11 protein-coding genes and 1 tRNA gene are annotated in these 16,297 nt (G+C 64.4%); all 12 read right to left on the bottom strand.

Annotated features, from left to right (window positions below; translation table 11 throughout):
* Window positions 1–146: 146 nt before the first annotated feature.
* Window positions 147–2,237, bottom strand: coding sequence for an elongation factor G (gene fusA / locus IQ458_RS18835; protein ID WP_183638689.1), 2,091 nt, complete (start codon window positions 2,235–2,237; stop codon window positions 147–149).
* A gap of 170 nt (window positions 2,238–2,407) precedes the next feature.
* A complete protein-coding gene (gene rpsG / locus IQ458_RS18830; RefSeq protein WP_141455878.1) occupies window positions 2,408–2,875 on the bottom strand; it encodes a 30S ribosomal protein S7 in 468 nt (155 codons plus the stop codon).
* 18 nt (window positions 2,876–2,893) lie between these two features.
* Entirely contained in the window at window positions 2,894–3,268 is a 375-nt protein-coding gene (gene rpsL, locus IQ458_RS18825; protein ID WP_141455877.1) for a 30S ribosomal protein S12, read from the bottom strand.
* 233 nt (window positions 3,269–3,501) lie between these two features.
* On the bottom strand, window positions 3,502–7,728 hold the full coding sequence (gene rpoC, locus IQ458_RS18820; protein ID WP_183638691.1) for a DNA-directed RNA polymerase subunit beta': 4,227 nt from the start codon (window positions 7,726–7,728) through the stop codon (window positions 3,502–3,504).
* A gap of 113 nt (window positions 7,729–7,841) precedes the next feature.
* Window positions 7,842–11,993: a DNA-directed RNA polymerase subunit beta gene (gene rpoB / locus IQ458_RS18815; protein WP_203323775.1), complete on the bottom strand. Its 4,152-nt coding sequence runs from the start codon at window positions 11,991–11,993 to the stop codon at window positions 7,842–7,844.
* Between the two features lie 325 nt (window positions 11,994–12,318).
* A complete protein-coding gene (gene rplL, locus IQ458_RS18810) occupies window positions 12,319–12,690 on the bottom strand; it encodes a 50S ribosomal protein L7/L12 (protein ID WP_183638695.1) in 372 nt (123 codons plus the stop codon).
* Between the two features lie 62 nt (window positions 12,691–12,752).
* Window positions 12,753–13,277, bottom strand: a complete 525-nt coding sequence (rplJ, locus tag IQ458_RS18805) for a 50S ribosomal protein L10 (RefSeq protein ID WP_183638697.1) — start codon at window positions 13,275–13,277, stop codon at window positions 12,753–12,755.
* Between the two features lie 462 nt (window positions 13,278–13,739).
* Entirely contained in the window at window positions 13,740–14,438 is a 699-nt protein-coding gene (gene rplA, locus IQ458_RS18800; protein WP_141455872.1) for a 50S ribosomal protein L1, read from the bottom strand.
* Window positions 14,439–14,441: 3 nt separating this feature from the next.
* Window positions 14,442–14,870 (bottom strand): 50S ribosomal protein L11, encoded by a 429-nt coding sequence (rplK, locus tag IQ458_RS18795; protein ID WP_141455871.1) that lies wholly within the window; start codon window positions 14,868–14,870, stop codon window positions 14,442–14,444.
* A 196-nt stretch (window positions 14,871–15,066) separates the two neighbouring features.
* The gene (gene nusG / locus IQ458_RS18790; RefSeq protein ID WP_141455870.1) at window positions 15,067–15,624 is read right to left on the bottom strand and encodes a transcription termination/antitermination protein NusG; all 558 of its coding nucleotides are present in this window, start codon (window positions 15,622–15,624) and stop codon (window positions 15,067–15,069) included.
* A gap of 13 nt (window positions 15,625–15,637) precedes the next feature.
* The gene (gene secE, locus IQ458_RS18785; RefSeq protein WP_141455869.1) at window positions 15,638–16,027 is read right to left on the bottom strand and encodes a preprotein translocase subunit SecE; all 390 of its coding nucleotides are present in this window, start codon (window positions 16,025–16,027) and stop codon (window positions 15,638–15,640) included.
* 69 nt (window positions 16,028–16,096) lie between these two features.
* A tRNA-Trp gene (locus tag IQ458_RS18780) sits at window positions 16,097–16,172 on the bottom strand.
* Between the last annotated feature and the right edge of the window lie 125 nt (window positions 16,173–16,297).

Here is a 16,297-nt window from a genome sequence, read left to right as displayed (position 1 = left end):
GCCCACGTTCACGTGCGGCTTGGTGCGCTCGAACTTACCCTTTGCCATTTTGAAAACTCCGATATTGGGGATTTGAGACGGGGGATTGGGGAAAAACGGGATTCATGCTCTTGCGAATCTCGAATCCCGAATCCCGTTTCCCTGCATTAATTCTTCTTGACGACCGCGTCGGCGATGTTGGCCGGCGCTTCGGCGTAGTGGTCGAACTCCATCGTGAAGGTGGCGCGACCCTGCGACATCGAGCGCAGCGTGGTGGCGTAGCCGAACATTTCGCCCAGCGGCACCATCGCGTTGATCACCTTGCCGGACGGACTGTCGTCCTGGCCCTGCAGGATGCCGCGACGACGGCTCACGTCGCCCATCACGTCACCCAGGTATTCCTCCGGAGTGACGATTTCGACCTTCATCATCGGCTCGAGCAGGACCGGGCTGGCCTTGCTGAAGGCTTCCTTGAACGCCATCGAGCCGGCGACCTTGAACGCCATTTCGTTGGAGTCCACGTCGTGGAACGAGCCATCGACCGCGACGATCTTGACGTCGACCACCGGGAAGCCGGCGAGCACGCCGTTCTTCATCGCTTCCTCGATGCCCTTGCCCGCGGCGGTGACGTATTCCTTCGGCACCACGCCGCCGACGATCGCGCTCTCGTAGGAGAAGCCGACGCCGCGTTCCTGCGGTTCCATCTCGATGACGATGTGGCCGTACTGGCCGCGACCGCCCGACTGGCGCACGAACTTGCCTTCCTGCTTGACCTTCTTGCGGATGGTTTCGCGGTAGGCCACCTGCGGCTTGCCGACGTTGGCTTCAACGTTGAACTCGCGCTTCATGCGGTCGACGATGATGTCCAGGTGCAGCTCGCCCATGCCGGAGATGATGGTCTGGCCGGACTCTTCGTCGGTGCGCACGCGGAACGAGGGATCTTCCTGGGCCAGGCGACCCAGCGCGATGCCCATCTTTTCCTGGTCCGACTTGGTCTTCGGTTCGACCGCCATCGAGATCACCGGCTCCGGGAACACCATGCGCTCCAGGGTGATGATGTGATCCTGCGCGCACAGGGTGTCGCCGGTGGTGACGTCCTTCAGGCCCACCGCCGCGGCGATGTCGCCCGCGCGCACTTCCTTGATTTCATCACGCTGGTTGGAGTGCATCTGCAGGATGCGGCCCACGCGCTCCTTCTTCGACTTGACCGGGTTGTACACCTGGTCGCCCGAATTCAGCACGCCCGAGTAGACGCGGAAGAAGGTCAGCGAGCCGACGAACGGGTCGGTCATGATCTTGAACGCCAGCGCCGAGAACGGCTCGGTGTCGGACGCCTTGCGGCTGTCTTCCTTCTCGTTCTCGTCGATGCCCTGCACCGGCGGACGATCCGCCGGCGACGGCAGCAGGTTGACCACGCCGTCCAGCATGGCCTGCACGCCCTTGTTCTTGAACGCCGAACCGCAGAACACCGGCACGATTTCCACCTTCAGGGTGCGCTCGCGCAGCCCGGCGATGATGTCGGCTTCCGACAGCTCGCCGTCGTTGAGGTACTTGTCCATCAGCGCTTCCGAGGCTTCGGCCGCGGCTTCGATCATGAACGCGCGCGCCGCCTCGGCCTTTTCCTTCAGCTCGGCCGGGATGTCGCGGTATTCGAACTTGGTGCCCTGCGAGGCGACATCCCAGTGGATGGCCTTCATCTTCAGCAGGTCGACCACGCCCTCGAAGCCGTCCTCGGCACCGATCGGCACCTGCATCGGCACGGCGTACGCGCCCAGGCGCGACTTCAGCTGGCCGACGACCTTGTCGAAGTTGGCACCGGTGCGGTCCATCTTGTTGACGAACGCCATGCGCGGCACGGAGTACTTGTTGGCCTGGCGCCACACCGTCTCGGACTGCGGCTGCACGCCACCGACCGAGCACAGCACGAACACCGCGCCGTCGAGCACGCGCAGCGAACGCTCGACTTCGATGGTGAAGTCGACGTGCCCGGGGGTGTCGATGATGTTGAAGCGGTGTTCCTGGAACGAGCCGTCCATACCCTTCCAGAACGCCGTGGTGGCGGCGGAAGTGATGGTGATACCGCGCTCCTGCTCCTGCTCCATCCAGTCCATCGTGGCGGCACCTTCGTGCACTTCACCGATCTTGTGGCTCTTGCCGGTGTAGAACAGGATGCGCTCGGACGTGGTGGTCTTGCCCGCGTCGATGTGGGCCATGATGCCGAAGTTGCGGTAACGCTCGATGGGAGTGGTGCGAGCCACGACAGTCTCTCTTTTCTGATGGGAGAACCGACGGGAATCCGGTCCTCCGTGGAGGGCGATCTTCTATATGGCCGAATGCCGCCTTGCGGCGGCCTTCGGGTTCTGCGGACAGGCCGCTTGGGGCACCTAGATGGTGCCGATGGCCCCCGGTTGCAAGGGGGCCTGGCTTGTTACCAGCGGTAGTGGGCGAACGCCTTGTTCGCTTCCGCCATGCGGTGGGTCTCTTCACGCTTCTTGATGGCGCCACCGCGGTTTTCCGAGGCGTCCAGCAGTTCGGCGGCCAGCTTGCGCGGCATCGAGTTCTCGCCGCGCTTGCGGGCGGATTCGATCAACCAGCGCATCGCCAGCGCCAGACGGCGGCTGGAACGCACTTCGACCGGCACCTGGTAGGTCGCACCGCCGACGCGGCGGGACTTCACCTCGACGGTCGGGGCGACGTTGTCCAGCGCCTTCTCGACCAGTTCCAGGGCATTCGGGTTCTTTTCGCCGATGACATCCATGGCGCCATAGACGATCTTCTCGGCGACGGACTTCTTGCCGCTGAGCATGACCATGTTGATGAAACGGGCGATCGTCTGGCTGCCGTGTTTGGGATCCGGCAGGACTTCACGCTGGGGAGCTGAGCCTTTACGCGACATAGTTCTTCTTCCTTAACCTTAAGCCTTCGGGCGCTTGGCGCCGTACTTGGAACGGCCCTGGCGACGCTTGGCGACGCCGGAGGCGTCGAGCGAACCGCGGACGGTGTGGTAACGCACGCCCGGCAGGTCCTTCACACGACCGCCACGCACGAGCACCACGGAGTGCTCCTGCAGGTTGTGACCTTCGCCACCGATGTAGCTGATGACTTCTTCCTGGTTGGTCAGGCGCACCTTGGCCACCTTGCGAAGCGCCGAGTTCGGCTTCTTCGGGGTGGTGGTGTAGACGCGCGTGCACACGCCGCGACGCTGCGGGCACTTGTCCAGCGCCGGCGAGGCGCTCTTGTAAGTGGTTGCCTGCCGCGGCTTGCGGACCAGCTGGTTGATGGTTGCCATGTTTGGATTCTTTGGGTGAAGGCCGGAGCCTTGTTGCGTGAAAACGACGGCAGGCCGCGAACCGGCCCACCGAGACGGAAAAGTATAGCTGGCACCCGGCGACACCGTCAATGCGGTGTATGCCGGGGGCCTCTACAGGTTTGCGATCCCGCCCTTCCTGGGCCGAAAACGAGGGGCTCCCTGCCCCTCATTTCGTGGTCTGGGGCGGCCCTGAGGCCGCCATCTTGCCGTTTTTAGCTGGCGCTGGACTCCTCGCCGGCTTCCTCGGCCGCGGGGGCCGGGGTCGAAGCTTCGGCCGGGCTGCCCGCCAGCGCATCCACTTCCGCCTCGGTCAGACCGGAGGCGTTGCGGCGACGCTGGTTGTGGTAGGCCAAGCCGGTACCGGCCGGGATCAGGCGGCCGACGATCACGTTTTCCTTCAGGCCGCGCAGGCTGTCGCGGGTACCGCGAACGGCCGCCTCGGTGAGCACGCGGGTGGTCTCCTGGAACGAAGCCGCCGAGATGAACGATTCGGTCGCCAGCGAGGCCTTGGTGATGCCCAGCAGGACCGGGTCGTACTTGGCCGGTAGTTCGTTGCGGGCGGCCAGCTTGACGTTCTCCTCGATCAGGCGCTGCTTCTCGACCTGCTCGCCGGACAGGAACTTGCTGTTGCCGGTATCGGTGATCTCGACCTTGCGCAGCATCTGGCGGGTGATCACCTCGATGTGCTTGTCGTTGATCTTCACGCCCTGCAGGCGGTACACGTCCTGGATTTCCTTCACCAGATAGGCCGCCAGCGGTTCCACGCCCAGCAGGCGCAGGATGTCCTGCGGGCTCGGCTCGCCGTCCACGATGGTTTCGCCCTTGGTCACGTGCTCGCCTTCGAACACGATGATCTGGCGGAACTTCGGAATCAGCTCCTCGTGCTCCGAACCATCGGTGTCCTTGATGATCAGACGCTGCTTGCCCTTGGTGTCCTTGCCGAAGCTGATCACGCCGGAGCGCTCGGCCAGGATCGCCGGATCCTTCGGCTTGCGCGCTTCGAACAGGTCGGCCACGCGCGGCAGACCACCGGTGATGTCGCGGGTCTTCGAGGCTTCCTGCGGGATCTTGGCGACCACGTCGCCCACGCCCACCGGGGCGCCGTCCTGCAGGTTGACGATCGAACGCGGCGGCAGCAGGTACTGCGCCGGCAGGTCGGTGCCCGGGATGTTCAGGTCCTTGCCGTCCTTGTCGACGATGCGGACGATCGGGCGCAGATCCTTGCCCTGCGAACCGCGACGCTTCGGATCGGTGATCTCGCGCGAGGCCAGGCCGGTCAGCTCGTCGGTCTTCTCGATGACGGTGACGCCATCGACGAAGTCCACGAAGCGGACGAAACCGGCCACTTCCGAGACGATCGGGTGGTTATGCGGATCCCAGTTCGCCACGGCCTGGCCGGCGGTGATCTGGTCGCCGTCCTTGACGTTGATGGTGGCGCCGTAGGGCAGTTTATAGCGCTCGCGCTCGCGACCGTGGCCGTCCAGCACCGACAGTTCGCCCGAGCGCGACACCGCGACCAGGCTGCTGTTGGCGTGCTCGACGTACTTCAGGTTGTTGAACTTGATCGAGCCGGTGGTCTTGACGGTGATGTTGTCCACCGCCGCCGCACGCGAAGCCGCACCACCGATGTGGAACGTACGCATGGTCAGCTGGGTGCCGGGCTCGCCGATCGACTGGGCGGCGATGACGCCGACCGCTTCACCGATGTTGACGATGTGGCCGCGGGCCAGGTCGCGACCGTAGCAGTGCGCGCACACGCCGAACTCGGATTCGCAGGTGATGGTGGAACGCACCTTGATGGACTGCACGCTGGCGTCTTCCAGCTTCTGCACCCAGGCTTCGTCCAGCAGGGTGTTGCGGGTGACGATCGGATCCTCGTCGTTGCCCGGCAGGAACACGTCCTCGGCCACGACACGACCCAGCACGCGATCGCGCAGCGGCTCGACCACGTCGCCGCCTTCCACGATCGGAGTCATGGTCAGGCCTTCGCTGGTGCCGCAGTCCACTTCGGTGATCACCACGTCCTGCGCCACGTCGACCAGGCGGCGGGTCAGGTAACCCGAGTTCGCCGTCTTCAACGCGGTATCGGCCAGACCCTTTCGGGCACCGTGGGTGGAGTTGAAGTACTCCTGCACGTTCAGGCCTTCGCGGAAGTTCGCCTTGATGGGCGTCTCGATGATCGAACCATCGGGGCGCGCCATCAGGCCGCGCATGCCGGCCAGCTGGCGGATCTGAGCCTGGCTACCACGCGCGCCGGAGTCGGCCATGATGTACAGCGAGTTCATCGACTTTTCGTTGATGGTCTCGCCCTTGGCGTTCTGCACCTTGTCGGTACCGATCGTGTCCATCATCGCCTTGGCGATGCGCTCGTTGGTGCGCGACCAGATGTCGACCACCTTGTTGTAGCGCTCGCCGGCGGTGACCAGGCCCGACTGGTACTGCTCCTGGATTTCCAGCACTTCCTGCTCGGCTTCGCCCAGGATGCCCTTCTTCTCGGCCGGGATCAGCATGTCGTCGATGCCGATGGAGACGCCGGCGCGGGTCGCGTAGGCGAAGCCGGTGTACATCAGCTTGTCGGCGAACACGACCGTGTCCTTCAGGCCCAGCATGCGGTAGCTGGAGTTGATCAGGCGGCTGATGGCCTTCTTGTTCAACTCGGTGTTGGCCAGCGCGAACGGCAGGCCTTCCGGCAGGATGTCGGCCAGCAGCGCGCGGCCGATCGTGGTGTCCACGATCGACGACTTGCGCTGCTTGCTGCCGTCCTCGTCGGTCACCACCTCGGTGATGCGGACCTTGACCTTGGCGTGCAGCTCGACCACGCGGTTGTCGTAGGCGCGCTTGACCTCGGAGATGTTGGCGAACGCCATGCCTTCGCCCTTCTTGTTCTCCAGGGCGCGGGTCATGTAGTACAGGCCGAGCACGACGTCCTGCGACGGCACGATGATCGGCTCGCCGTTGGCGGGCGACAGGATGTTGTTGGTCGACATCATCAGCGCGCGGGCTTCCAGCTGCGCTTCCAGCGACAGCGGGACGTGCACGGCCATCTGGTCACCGTCGAAGTCGGCGTTGAACGCGGTGCAGACCAGCGGATGCAGCTGGATCGCCTTGCCTTCGATCAGCACCGGCTCGAACGCCTGGATGCCCAGGCGGTGCAGGGTCGGCGCACGGTTCAGCAGCACCGGGTGTTCGCGGATGACCTCTTCCAGGATGTCCCAGACTTCGGCTTCCTCACGCTCGACCAGCTTCTTGGCGGCCTTGATGGTGGTGGCCAGGCCGCGACGCTGCAGCTTGGCGAACACGAACGGCTTGAACAGCTCCAGCGCCATCTTCTTCGGCAGGCCGCACTGGTGCAGCTTGAGGTACGGACCGACCACGATGACCGAACGACCGGAGTAGTCGACGCGCTTGCCGAGCAGGTTCTGGCGGAAGCGGCCCTGCTTGCCCTTGATCATGTCGGCCAGCGACTTGAGCGGGCGCTTGTTGGTGCCGGTGATGGCGCGGCCGCGGCGGCCGTTGTCCATCAGCGCGTCGACCGATTCCTGCAGCATGCGCTTTTCGTTGCGCACGATGATGTCCGGGGCGTTCAGCTCCAGCAGGCGGCGCAGGCGGTTGTTGCGGTTGATGACGCGGCGGTACAGGTCGTTCAGGTCGGAGGTCGCGAAGCGGCCACCGTCCAGCGGCACCAGCGGGCGCAGATCCGGCGGCAGCACCGGCAGCACGGTCATGACCATCCATTCCGGACGGTTGCCCGACTCCAGGAACGCCTCGATCAGCTTGATGCGCTTGGTCAGGCGCTTGAGCTTGGTCTCGGAGTTGGTGCTGGCGATTTCCTCGCGCAGGTTGACCATCTCGGCCTGCAGGTCGATGGTACGCAGCAGGTCATAGACCGCCTCGGCGCCCATCGCGGCGTCGAAGTCGTCGCCGTGCTCCTGGCGCGCCTGCATGTACTGCTCTTCGGTGAGCAGCTGGCGGCGTTCCAGGGTGGTCAGACCGGGTTCGGTGACCACGTAGGCTTCGAAGTACAGCACACGCTCGATGTCGCGCAGGGTCATGTCCAGCATCAGGCCGATGCGCGAGGGCAGCGACTTGAGGAACCAGATGTGCGCGACCGGCGAGGCCAGGTCGATGTGGCCCATGCGCTCGCGGCGCACCTTGGCCAGGGTGACTTCGGTACCGCACTTCTCGCAGACCACGCCGCGGTGCTTCATGCGCTTGTACTTGCCGCACAGGCACTCGTAGTCCTTGATCGGGCCGAAGATGGCGGCGCAGAACAGGCCATCGCGCTCCGGCTTGAAGGTACGGTAGTTGATCGTTTCCGGCTTCTTCACTTCACCGTAGGACCAGGAACGGATCAGGTCCGGCGAAGCCAGCGCGATCTTGATCGCGTCGAAATCCAGCGTCTGGCGCTGCTGGTTGAAGAGGTTGAGCAAATCTTTCATGGTTTTCTCCGGGATTCGGAATTCGAGATTGGGGATTCGTCAGAGCGGGGATCCGGGAGATTCGGGAGGCAATCGCTTGCCAATCCCGAATCCCGTATCACCAATCCCGAACCTCAGTTGTCTTCCAGTTCCATGTTGATGGCCAGGGAGCGGATTTCCTTCACCAGCACGTTGAAGGATTCCGGCATGCCCGCGACCATCTCGTGTTCGCCGTCGACAATGTTCTTGTACATCTGGTTGCGGCCCTGCACGTCGTCCGACTTGACCGTCAGCATTTCCTGCAGGGTGTGCGCCGCGCCGTAGGCTTCCAGCGCCCAGACTTCCATTTCGCCGAAACGCTGGCCGCCGAACTGCGCCTTGCCGCCCAGCGGCTGCTGGGTGACCAGCGAGTACGGGCCGGTCGAGCGGGCGTGCATCTTGTCGTCCACCAGGTGGTTCAGCTTCAGCATGTGCATGTAGCCGACCGTGGTGTGGCGATCGAACGCTTCGCCGGTGCGGCCATCGAACAGCTGGGTCTGGCCGCTGATCGGCAGATCCGCCAGTTCCAGCATGTGCTTGATTTCCGCTTCCGCCGCGCCGTCGAACACCGGGGTGGCCATCGGCACGCCGTCGGTCAGGTTGCGCGCGAGGTTGATCAGTTCCTCGTCGCTGAACTGCGACAGGTCGACGCGATCTTCGCCCAGCTTCTTTTCGTGGTTGTAGATCTGGTCCAGGAACTTGCGCAGGTCGGCAACCTTGGCCTGGGCTTCCAGCATGGCCTGGATCTTCCGGCCCAGTCCCTTGGCGGCCCAGCCCAGATGGACTTCCAGCACCTGGCCGATGTTCATACGCGACGGCACGCCCAGCGGATTCAGCACGATGTCCACGGTCTCGCCGGTGGCCATGTACGGCATGTCCTCGACCGGCACGATGGTCGACACCACGCCCTTGTTGCCGTGACGGCCGGCCATCTTGTCGCCCGGCTGGATGCGGCGCTTCACGGCCAGGTAGACCTTGACCATCTTCAGCACACCCGGGGCGAGGTCGTCGCCGGCGGTGATCTTGCCGCGCTTGTCGGCGAAGCGGCGCTCGAACTCCTTCTCGTGCGCCTGGATCTGCTTCTGGGCGCGTTCGATGGCGTCGGAGGCGTCGTCGTCCTTCATGCGGATGGCGAACCAGTCGGCCTTCTTCAGGCCGTCCAGGTAGGCGTCATTGACGGTGTCGCCCTTCTTCAGGCCCGGACCACCGTTGGCGACCTTGCCGACCAGCTGCGAACGCAGGCGGGCATAGATGGCGCTTTCCAGGATGCGGAACTGGTCGTCGAAGTCCTTCTTGACGCGCTTGATCTCGCTTTCCTCGATCTGGCGCGCGCGCTTGTCCTTCTCGATGCCGTCGCGGGTGAAGACCTGCACGTCGATGACGGTGCCGTCCATGCCGGGCGGCACGCGCAGCGAGCTGTCCTTAACGTCGGACGCCTTCTCGCCGAAGATCGCGCGCAGCAGCTTCTCTTCCGGAGTCAGCTGGCTCTCGCCCTTCGGGGTGACCTTGCCGACCATGATGTCGCCGGCGCGCACTTCGGCGCCGATGTACACCACGCCGCTCTCGTCCAGGCGGTTCAGCGCCTGCTCGGAGACGTTCGGGATGTCGGCCGAGATTTCCTCCGGACCCAGCTTGGTGTCGCGCGCGACGCAGGTCAGCTCTTCGATGTGGATCGTGGTGTAGCGATCCTCTTCCACCACGCGCTCGGAAAGCAGGATGGAGTCTTCGAAGTTGTAGCCGTTCCACGGCATGAACGCGATCAGCATGTTCTGGCCCAGGGCCAGTTCGCCGATGTCGGTCGAGGGACCGTCGGCCAGCACGTCGCCGCGCGCCACCACGTCGCCCACGTTCACCAGCGGACGCTGGTTGATGCAGGTGTTCTGGTTGGAGCGGGTGTACTTGATCAGCGTGTAGATATCCACGCCGGCATCGTGCTCGCCGGAGATCTCGCTCTCGTTGACCTTGACCACGATGCGGGCCGCGTCGATCTGCTCGACCACGCCACCGCGACGCGCGTTGACGGTCACGCCCGAGTCGCGCGCCACGGCGCGCTCGATGCCGGTACCGACCAGCGGCTTCTGCGCACGCAGCGTCGGCACGGCCTGGCGCTGCATGTTGGCGCCCATCAGCGCGCGGTTGGCGTCGTCGTGCTCCAGGAACGGCACCAGCGCCGCCGCGACCGACACGGTCTGCATCGGCGAGACATCCATGTAGTCCACTTCGCTCGGCGGCTTCAGCAGCGACTCGCCCTGGTAGCGGCACGGCACGAACTGCTCGGTCAGGTGGCCCTTGGCATCATGCAGCGCATTGGCCTGGGCGATGACGTACTCGTTTTCCTCGATCGCCGACAGGTACTCGATCTCGTCGGTGATGGTACCGTCCACGACCTTGCGGTACGGGGTTTCCAGGAAGCCGTAATTGTTGGTGCGGGCGTACACGGCCAGCGAGTTGATCAGGCCGATGTTCGGGCCTTCCGGAGTCTCGATGGTGCAGACGCGGCCGTAGTGGGTCGGGTGCACGTCGCGCACTTCGAAGCCGGCGCGCTCGCGGGTCAGACCGCCCGGGCCCAACGCCGAGACGCGGCGCTTGTGGGTCACTTCCGACAGCGGGTTGTTCTGATCCATGAACTGGGACAGCTGCGAGGAGCCGAAGAACTCCTTGATCGCGGCGGCCACCGGCTTGGCGTTGATCAGCTCCTGCGGGGTCAGGCCCTCGGACTCGGCCATCGACAGGCGCTCCTTGACCGCGCGCTCGACGCGGACCAGGCCCACGCGGAACACGTTCTCGGCCATTTCACCGACCGAACGCACGCGGCGGTTGCCCAGGTGGTCGATGTCGTCGACGGTGCCGCGGCCATTGCGGATCTCGGTCAGGACCTTGATCACGTCCAGGATGTCCGAGGTGTCGCCCAGTTCGGCGACCAGGCGCTTGGCCTCTTCGTCGGTGCGCGAACCGAAGTACTTCTTGTCGTACAGCACGGCCTCGCCGGTGACTTCCTTGCGGCCGACACGGCGGTTGAACTTCATCCGGCCGACATTGGACAGGTCGTAGCGCTCGAAGGTGAAGAACAGGTTGTGGAACAGGTTCTGCGCGGCGTCCTTGGTCGGCGGCTCGCCCGGACGCATCATCCGGTAGATTTCGACCAGCGCTTCCAGCTGGGTGCGGCTCGGATCGATGCGCAGGGTGTTGGACAGGTACGGACCACGATCCAGATCGTTCACCCACAGGGTGCCGACCGCGTCGACGCCGGCCTTGCGGAACTTGACCAGTTGCTCTTCGGTGATCTCGTCGTTGGCGTTGGCCAGCAGTTCGCCGGTGTTGCCGTCGATCACGTCGTGCGACAGGATGCGGCCGACCAGGTACTCGTCGGGCACCGCCAGCGCGGAGATGCCGGACTGCTCCAGCTGCTTCACGTGGCGCGCGGTGATGCGCTTGCCGGCTTCGACGATGACCTTGTCGCCGTCAGCCAGGTCGAAGTTGAGGGTTTCACCACGCAGGCGCTCGGACACCAGTTCCAGCTGCACGCCTTCGGGCAGGATGTGGAAAGTGTTGATGTCGAAGAACTCGTTGAGCATCTCCTCGTTGGAGTAGCCCAGCGCGCGCAGCAGGATGGTCACCGGCAGCTTGCGGCGACGATCGATACGGGTGAACAGCGCGTCCTTGGGATCGAACTCGAAGTCCAGCCAGGAGCCGCGGTAAGGGATGATGCGGGCGCTGTACAGCAGCTTGCCCGAGCTGTGGGTCTTGCCGCGGTCGTGGTCGAAGAACACGCCCGGCGAGCGGTGCAGCTGGGAAACGATGACGCGCTCGGTGCCGTTGACGATGAAGGTGCCGTTCTCGGTCATCAGCGGGATTTCGCCCAGATAGACCTCCTGCTCCTTCACGTACTTGATCGCCTTGGTGGACGATTCGCGGTCATAGATGACCAGGCGCACGGTGACGCGCAGGGGGGCGCCGTAGCTCAAGCCACGGTTGCGGCACTCGCGCTCGTCGAACACCGGTTCGCCCAGCTTGTAGCCAACGTACTCCAGCGCGGCGTTGCCGCTGTAGCTGGAGATCGGGAACACCGATTTGAGGGCGGCGTGCAGGCCGCGATCCTCGCGCTTGGACGGCTCGGTGAATTCCTGCAGGAATTCGCGGTAGGAGTCGACCTGGATGGCAAGCAGGAAGGGGACTTCGAGGATCGAACGCTGTTTGCCGAAGTCCTTGCGGATGCGCTTCTTCTCGGTGAACGAGTATGTCGTCATGGGAGTGCCTTTGGCATCGGGGGCCGCGCGTCCGCGACCCCGGGGGAACATTCTTTCGAACGGGAGAATTTTCAGTTGGAAGCCGCTGGTATTGCCGGCACCAGCACGCCTTCTGCTGCTGCTTCCAACTACAAACTCGATTGGAGGCNTCGATTGGAGGCGGGGATTCGGGATTGGGGATTCGGGATTCGGAACAGCGCTGTTTTGCTCTTCCAATCCCTACTCCCGAATCACCAATCCCGGCCTTTCAAAGAACGACCGAAGGCCAGGGGCTTGCGCCCCCGGCCTCGGTTTGCCGCCGATGTTGCTTGGCGACGGATGTTGCTTACTTCACTTCGACGGTGGCGCCGACGGCCTCGAGGTCCTTCTTCATCTTCTCGGCGTCTTCCTTCGAAGCGGCTTCCTTCAGGACGCCACCGGCCTCGGCGAGGTCCTTGGCTTCCTTCAGGCCCAGGCCGGTGATGGCGCGGACGGCCTTGATGACTTCGACCTTCTTGTCGCCGGCGGTCTTCAGGGTGACGGTGAACTCGGTCTGCTCTTCGGCCGGGGCGGCGGCGGCGGCCGGACCGGCAGCAGCGACGACCGGGGCGGCGGCGGAGACGCCGAACTTCTCTTCGATGGCCTTGACCAGCTCCATCACTTCCATCAGGGTCTTGCCGGCAATGGCGTCGACGATCTGTTCGTTGGAAAGGGACATTGTGTTTACCTTTTGGAAATTTATCTTGGGAAAGGGTTCAGTGAACCGTTAAGACGTCGAACTCAGGCTTCGGCCGCAGCTTCGGCGACGGCTTCGCCGCCACCCTGCTTGTCGCCCACGGCCTTGACGGCACGGGCGAACATCGCGGCCGGTTCGGCCAGGACGCGGGCCAGCATGGCCAGGGCCTGATCACGGGTCGGCAGCGACGCCAGCACGTCAACGTGGCTGGCCGGATACAGCTGACCGCCCACCGAGACCACCTTGGCCTGCAGCTTGTCGTTGCCCTTGGCGAATTCCTTGATCAGACGCCCGGCAGCGCCGGGTTCTTCCGTCGAAAACGCATACAGCAGCGGACCGACGAGCTTTTCCTTGACGCACTCGTATTCGGTACCTTCGACGGCACGGGAAGCCAGGGTGTTCTTGACAACTTTCAGGAACACGCCGGTCTCACGCGCCTTCTTGCGCATCGCGGTCATCTGGGTGACCGTGATGCCTGCGTATTCGGCGGCGACCAGGGAGTGCGCCTTGGCGGCGACGTCTGCCAGTTCGGCGACTACTTCTTGCTTCTGGGACAGATTGAGAGCCATACACTCCTCACTTGTTGATTCCGCTCGCGGCTCCTGCCGCTTGCGGTCCTGGACGGCACCCATCCTGGGTACCGGGGGCGCGAGCCCCGGCGGTGGCCTTTCTGACTGGCATGAATCTGCACCAGGAAATTTCCAGAAGGCGGCACCATCTGCGCAGGCGCGTCCCCTTTCGGGTCCGGATTAAGCGATCCCGCTTCCATCGACGGCGATTCCCTGCCAACACGAGCTTCCGTGCCCGTCGTCGATGCGCGCGGACCGCACCTGCGGTCTTTGACGGCTATCGCTCGGGAACGGATTCCGTTGCGATTGCCCTCAAATGTTCGGCAACGTCCTCGCGGAGGCTGCCTTGTTTCATTTCCTTGCGTGGGCCGGATCCAGGGATCTTCAAGATTCCAATGGATTCCTGCTTTCGCAGGGATGATGAACCAGCAGGCCCGCGCGCCAGGCGCGCGGGCCGGTTCATCACTTCAGGTTGAGCGACGACTGGTCGACGGTGACGCCGGGACCCATGGTCGAGCTGACCGAGATCTTCTGCAGGTACTGACCCTTGGCGGTGGCCGGCTTGGCCTTGACCAGATCGGCCAGCAGGGCCTGCAGGTTGTTCTTCAGCGCTTCGTCCTCGAAGCTGGCCTTGCCGATGGTGCAGTGGATGATGCCGGCCTTGTCGGTGCGGTAGCGCACCTGACCCGACTTGGCGTTCTTCACGGCTTCGGCCGGGTTCGGGGACACGGTGCCGACCTTCGGGTTCGGCATCAGGCCGCGCGGGCCCAGCACGGTGCCCAGCTTGCCGACCACGCGCATCGCGTCCGGCGTGGCGATGACCACGTCGTAGTTGATGTCGCCGGCCAGCATCTTCTCGGCCAGGTCGTCCATGCCGACGGCTTCGGCGCCGGCGGCGGCCGCTTCGTCAGCCTTGGCGCCGGCCGGGGCGAACACCGCCACGCGCACCGACTTGCCGGTACCGGCCGGCAGCACGGTCGAACCGCGAACCTGCTGGTCGGACTTCTTGGCGTCCACGCCCAGGCGCACGGCGACGTCGACGGACTCGACGAACTTGGCCTTGGTGGCGGACTTGATGATCTTCAGCGCCTCGTCGATGGCATATGCCTTGCCCGGGGTCACTGCGGCCAGGATGGCCTTCTGTCGCTTGGTCTGTGCCATCTCTTAACCCTCCACCGTCAGGCCCATGGAGCGGGCCGAACCCGCGATCGTGCGAACTGCTGCGTCCAGGTCGGCCGCGGTCAGGTCGGGTTCCTTCGCCTTGGCGATCTCTTCCAGCTGCTTGCGGGTCACCTTGCCCACCTTCTCGGTGTTCGGGCGCTTGGAGCCGGACTGGATGCCCACGGCCTTCTTCAGCAGGATGGTCGCCGGCGGCGTCTTGGTGATGAAGGTGAACGTACGATCGGAATAGGCGGTGATGACCACCGGAATCGGCAGACCCGGTTCCAGCTTCTGCGTGGCGGCGTTGAACGCCTTGCAGAATTCCATGATGTTCAGGCCGCGCTGGCCCAGGGCCGGACCGACCGGCGGCGAGGGGTTGGCCTGGCCGGCCTTCACCTGCAGCTTGATGTAACCAACAACTTTCTTAGCCATTTGAGTTCTCTCCGGGTGCTAGCGCCTGTTTTGCAGGCTCCCCATCGGACCGGGAAAATCACGCGTCCCGGCTTCGCGTTGTAGACGCACGGAAGCCGCCTTGCGGCGGCGGGTGCCCTGCCCGGCTCCTTTGGACAGGGAGCCGCGCAGTATATCAGGGTTTTCCTGGCCGTGCCGGGGGCACGCCGGGAGGGGGTCAGGCCTTCTCGACCTGGCCGAATTCCAGCTCCACGGGGGTGGAGCGGCCGAAAATGAGCACCGCCACGCGCAGGCGGCTCTTTTCGTAGTTGACTTCCTCGACCACGCCGTTGAAGTCGTTGAACGGGCCGTCGATGACCCGGACCATCTCGCCCGGCTCGAACAGCACCTTGGGACGGGGCTTTTCCACACCTTCCTGAACGCGGTCCAGGATGGCGGCGGCCTCCTCGTCACGGATCGGCAGCGGGCGATCGGCGGTGCCGCCGATGAAGCCCAGCACCTTGCTGGTTTCCTTGACCAGATGCCAGCTCTCGTTGTCCATGCGCGGGATGCCCGCCTCGTCATGGGTCTCGATCTGGACCAGGACATAGCCCGGGAAGAACTTGCGCTCGGAACGGCGCTTCTGGCCGGAGCGCATCTCGACCACTTCCTCGGTCGGAACCAGGACGTCGCCGAACTTTTCCTGCATGTCGTTGCGGACGATGCGATCCCGCAGCGCCTGTGCAACCGACTTCTCGAAGCCCGAATAGGCGTGAACCACGTACCAACGCTTCACTGCGACATCCTCCTCAGCGGCCGTAGTCCAGGAACAACTCGATCGCCCATTTGATGGCGAAATCGAAGCCTGCCAGCAGCAGGCTCAGGATGATGACGACGATCGCCACCACCCAGGTCATGCGGGTCGCTTCCTGGCGGGTCGGCCAGACCACCTTGCGCAACTCGAACCGCGATTCGGACAGGAATTCCCGGGTGTCCCGGCCCTTGCCGGTGGTCAGGAACACGACCGTGCCCAGGACCAGGCCGGCCGCGACCGCCAGCGAACGCAGCGGCGTGGCCCACTGGCCATTGAACCACCACCACGCCACCAGGCCCGCGACCACGAGGGCAGCGGCCAGCACGTACTTGGCGATGTCGCCGGCGGATGCGCCGCCTTTGGATTGTTCGACCTTGCTGTTCAAGTCAGTGTCGCTCTTTGCTCTAAGGGGCCGGCCATGCAAGCCGGCCCTGTGCGGAAGACTCCGCCGGTGTGGCACGCCAGGAGGGACTCGAACCCCCAACCTGCGGTTTTGGAGACCGCTGCTCTGCCAATTGAGCTACTGGCGTATCGATTTGCTAAAGGTTTCCCTTAGACGGCGAAGGCGGACCGAGGTTCCGGCCCGCCGTTCGCGAGGTCCGGCGAAGCGATTCGCCGGAACAGCAGCTTACTTGATGATCTTGGCCACGACGCC

The sequence above is a fragment of the Pseudoxanthomonas beigongshangi genome (assembly GCF_016820515.1).
GTDB classification, from domain to species: domain Bacteria; phylum Pseudomonadota; class Gammaproteobacteria; order Xanthomonadales; family Xanthomonadaceae; genus Pseudoxanthomonas_A; species Pseudoxanthomonas_A beigongshangi.
Note: the sequence above shows the minus strand (reverse complement) of the source record. Positions and strands in the feature narration are given on the sequence as shown.

Coding starts and splice junctions, on each gene's coding strand:
- rpsG (WP_141455878.1), bottom strand. CDS start 2,875: ATGTCGCGTAAAGGCTCAGCTCCCCAGCGTGAAGTCCTGCCGGATCCC.
- rpsL (WP_141455877.1), bottom strand. CDS start 3,268: ATGGCAACCATCAACCAGCTGGTCCGCAAGCCGCGGCAGGCAACCACT.
- rpoC (WP_183638691.1), bottom strand. CDS start 7,728: ATGAAAGATTTGCTCAACCTCTTCAACCAGCAGCGCCAGACGCTGGAT.
- rpoB (WP_203323775.1), bottom strand. CDS start 11,993: ATGACGACATACTCGTTCACCGAGAAGAAGCGCATCCGCAAGGACTTC.
- rplL (WP_183638695.1), bottom strand. CDS start 12,690: ATGTCCCTTTCCAACGAACAGATCGTCGACGCCATTGCCGGCAAGACC.
- rplJ (WP_183638697.1), bottom strand. CDS start 13,277: ATGGCTCTCAATCTGTCCCAGAAGCAAGAAGTAGTCGCCGAACTGGCA.
- rplA (WP_141455872.1), bottom strand. CDS start 14,438: ATGGCACAGACCAAGCGACAGAAGGCCATCCTGGCCGCAGTGACCCCG.
- rplK (WP_141455871.1), bottom strand. CDS start 14,870: ATGGCTAAGAAAGTTGTTGGTTACATCAAGCTGCAGGTGAAGGCCGGC.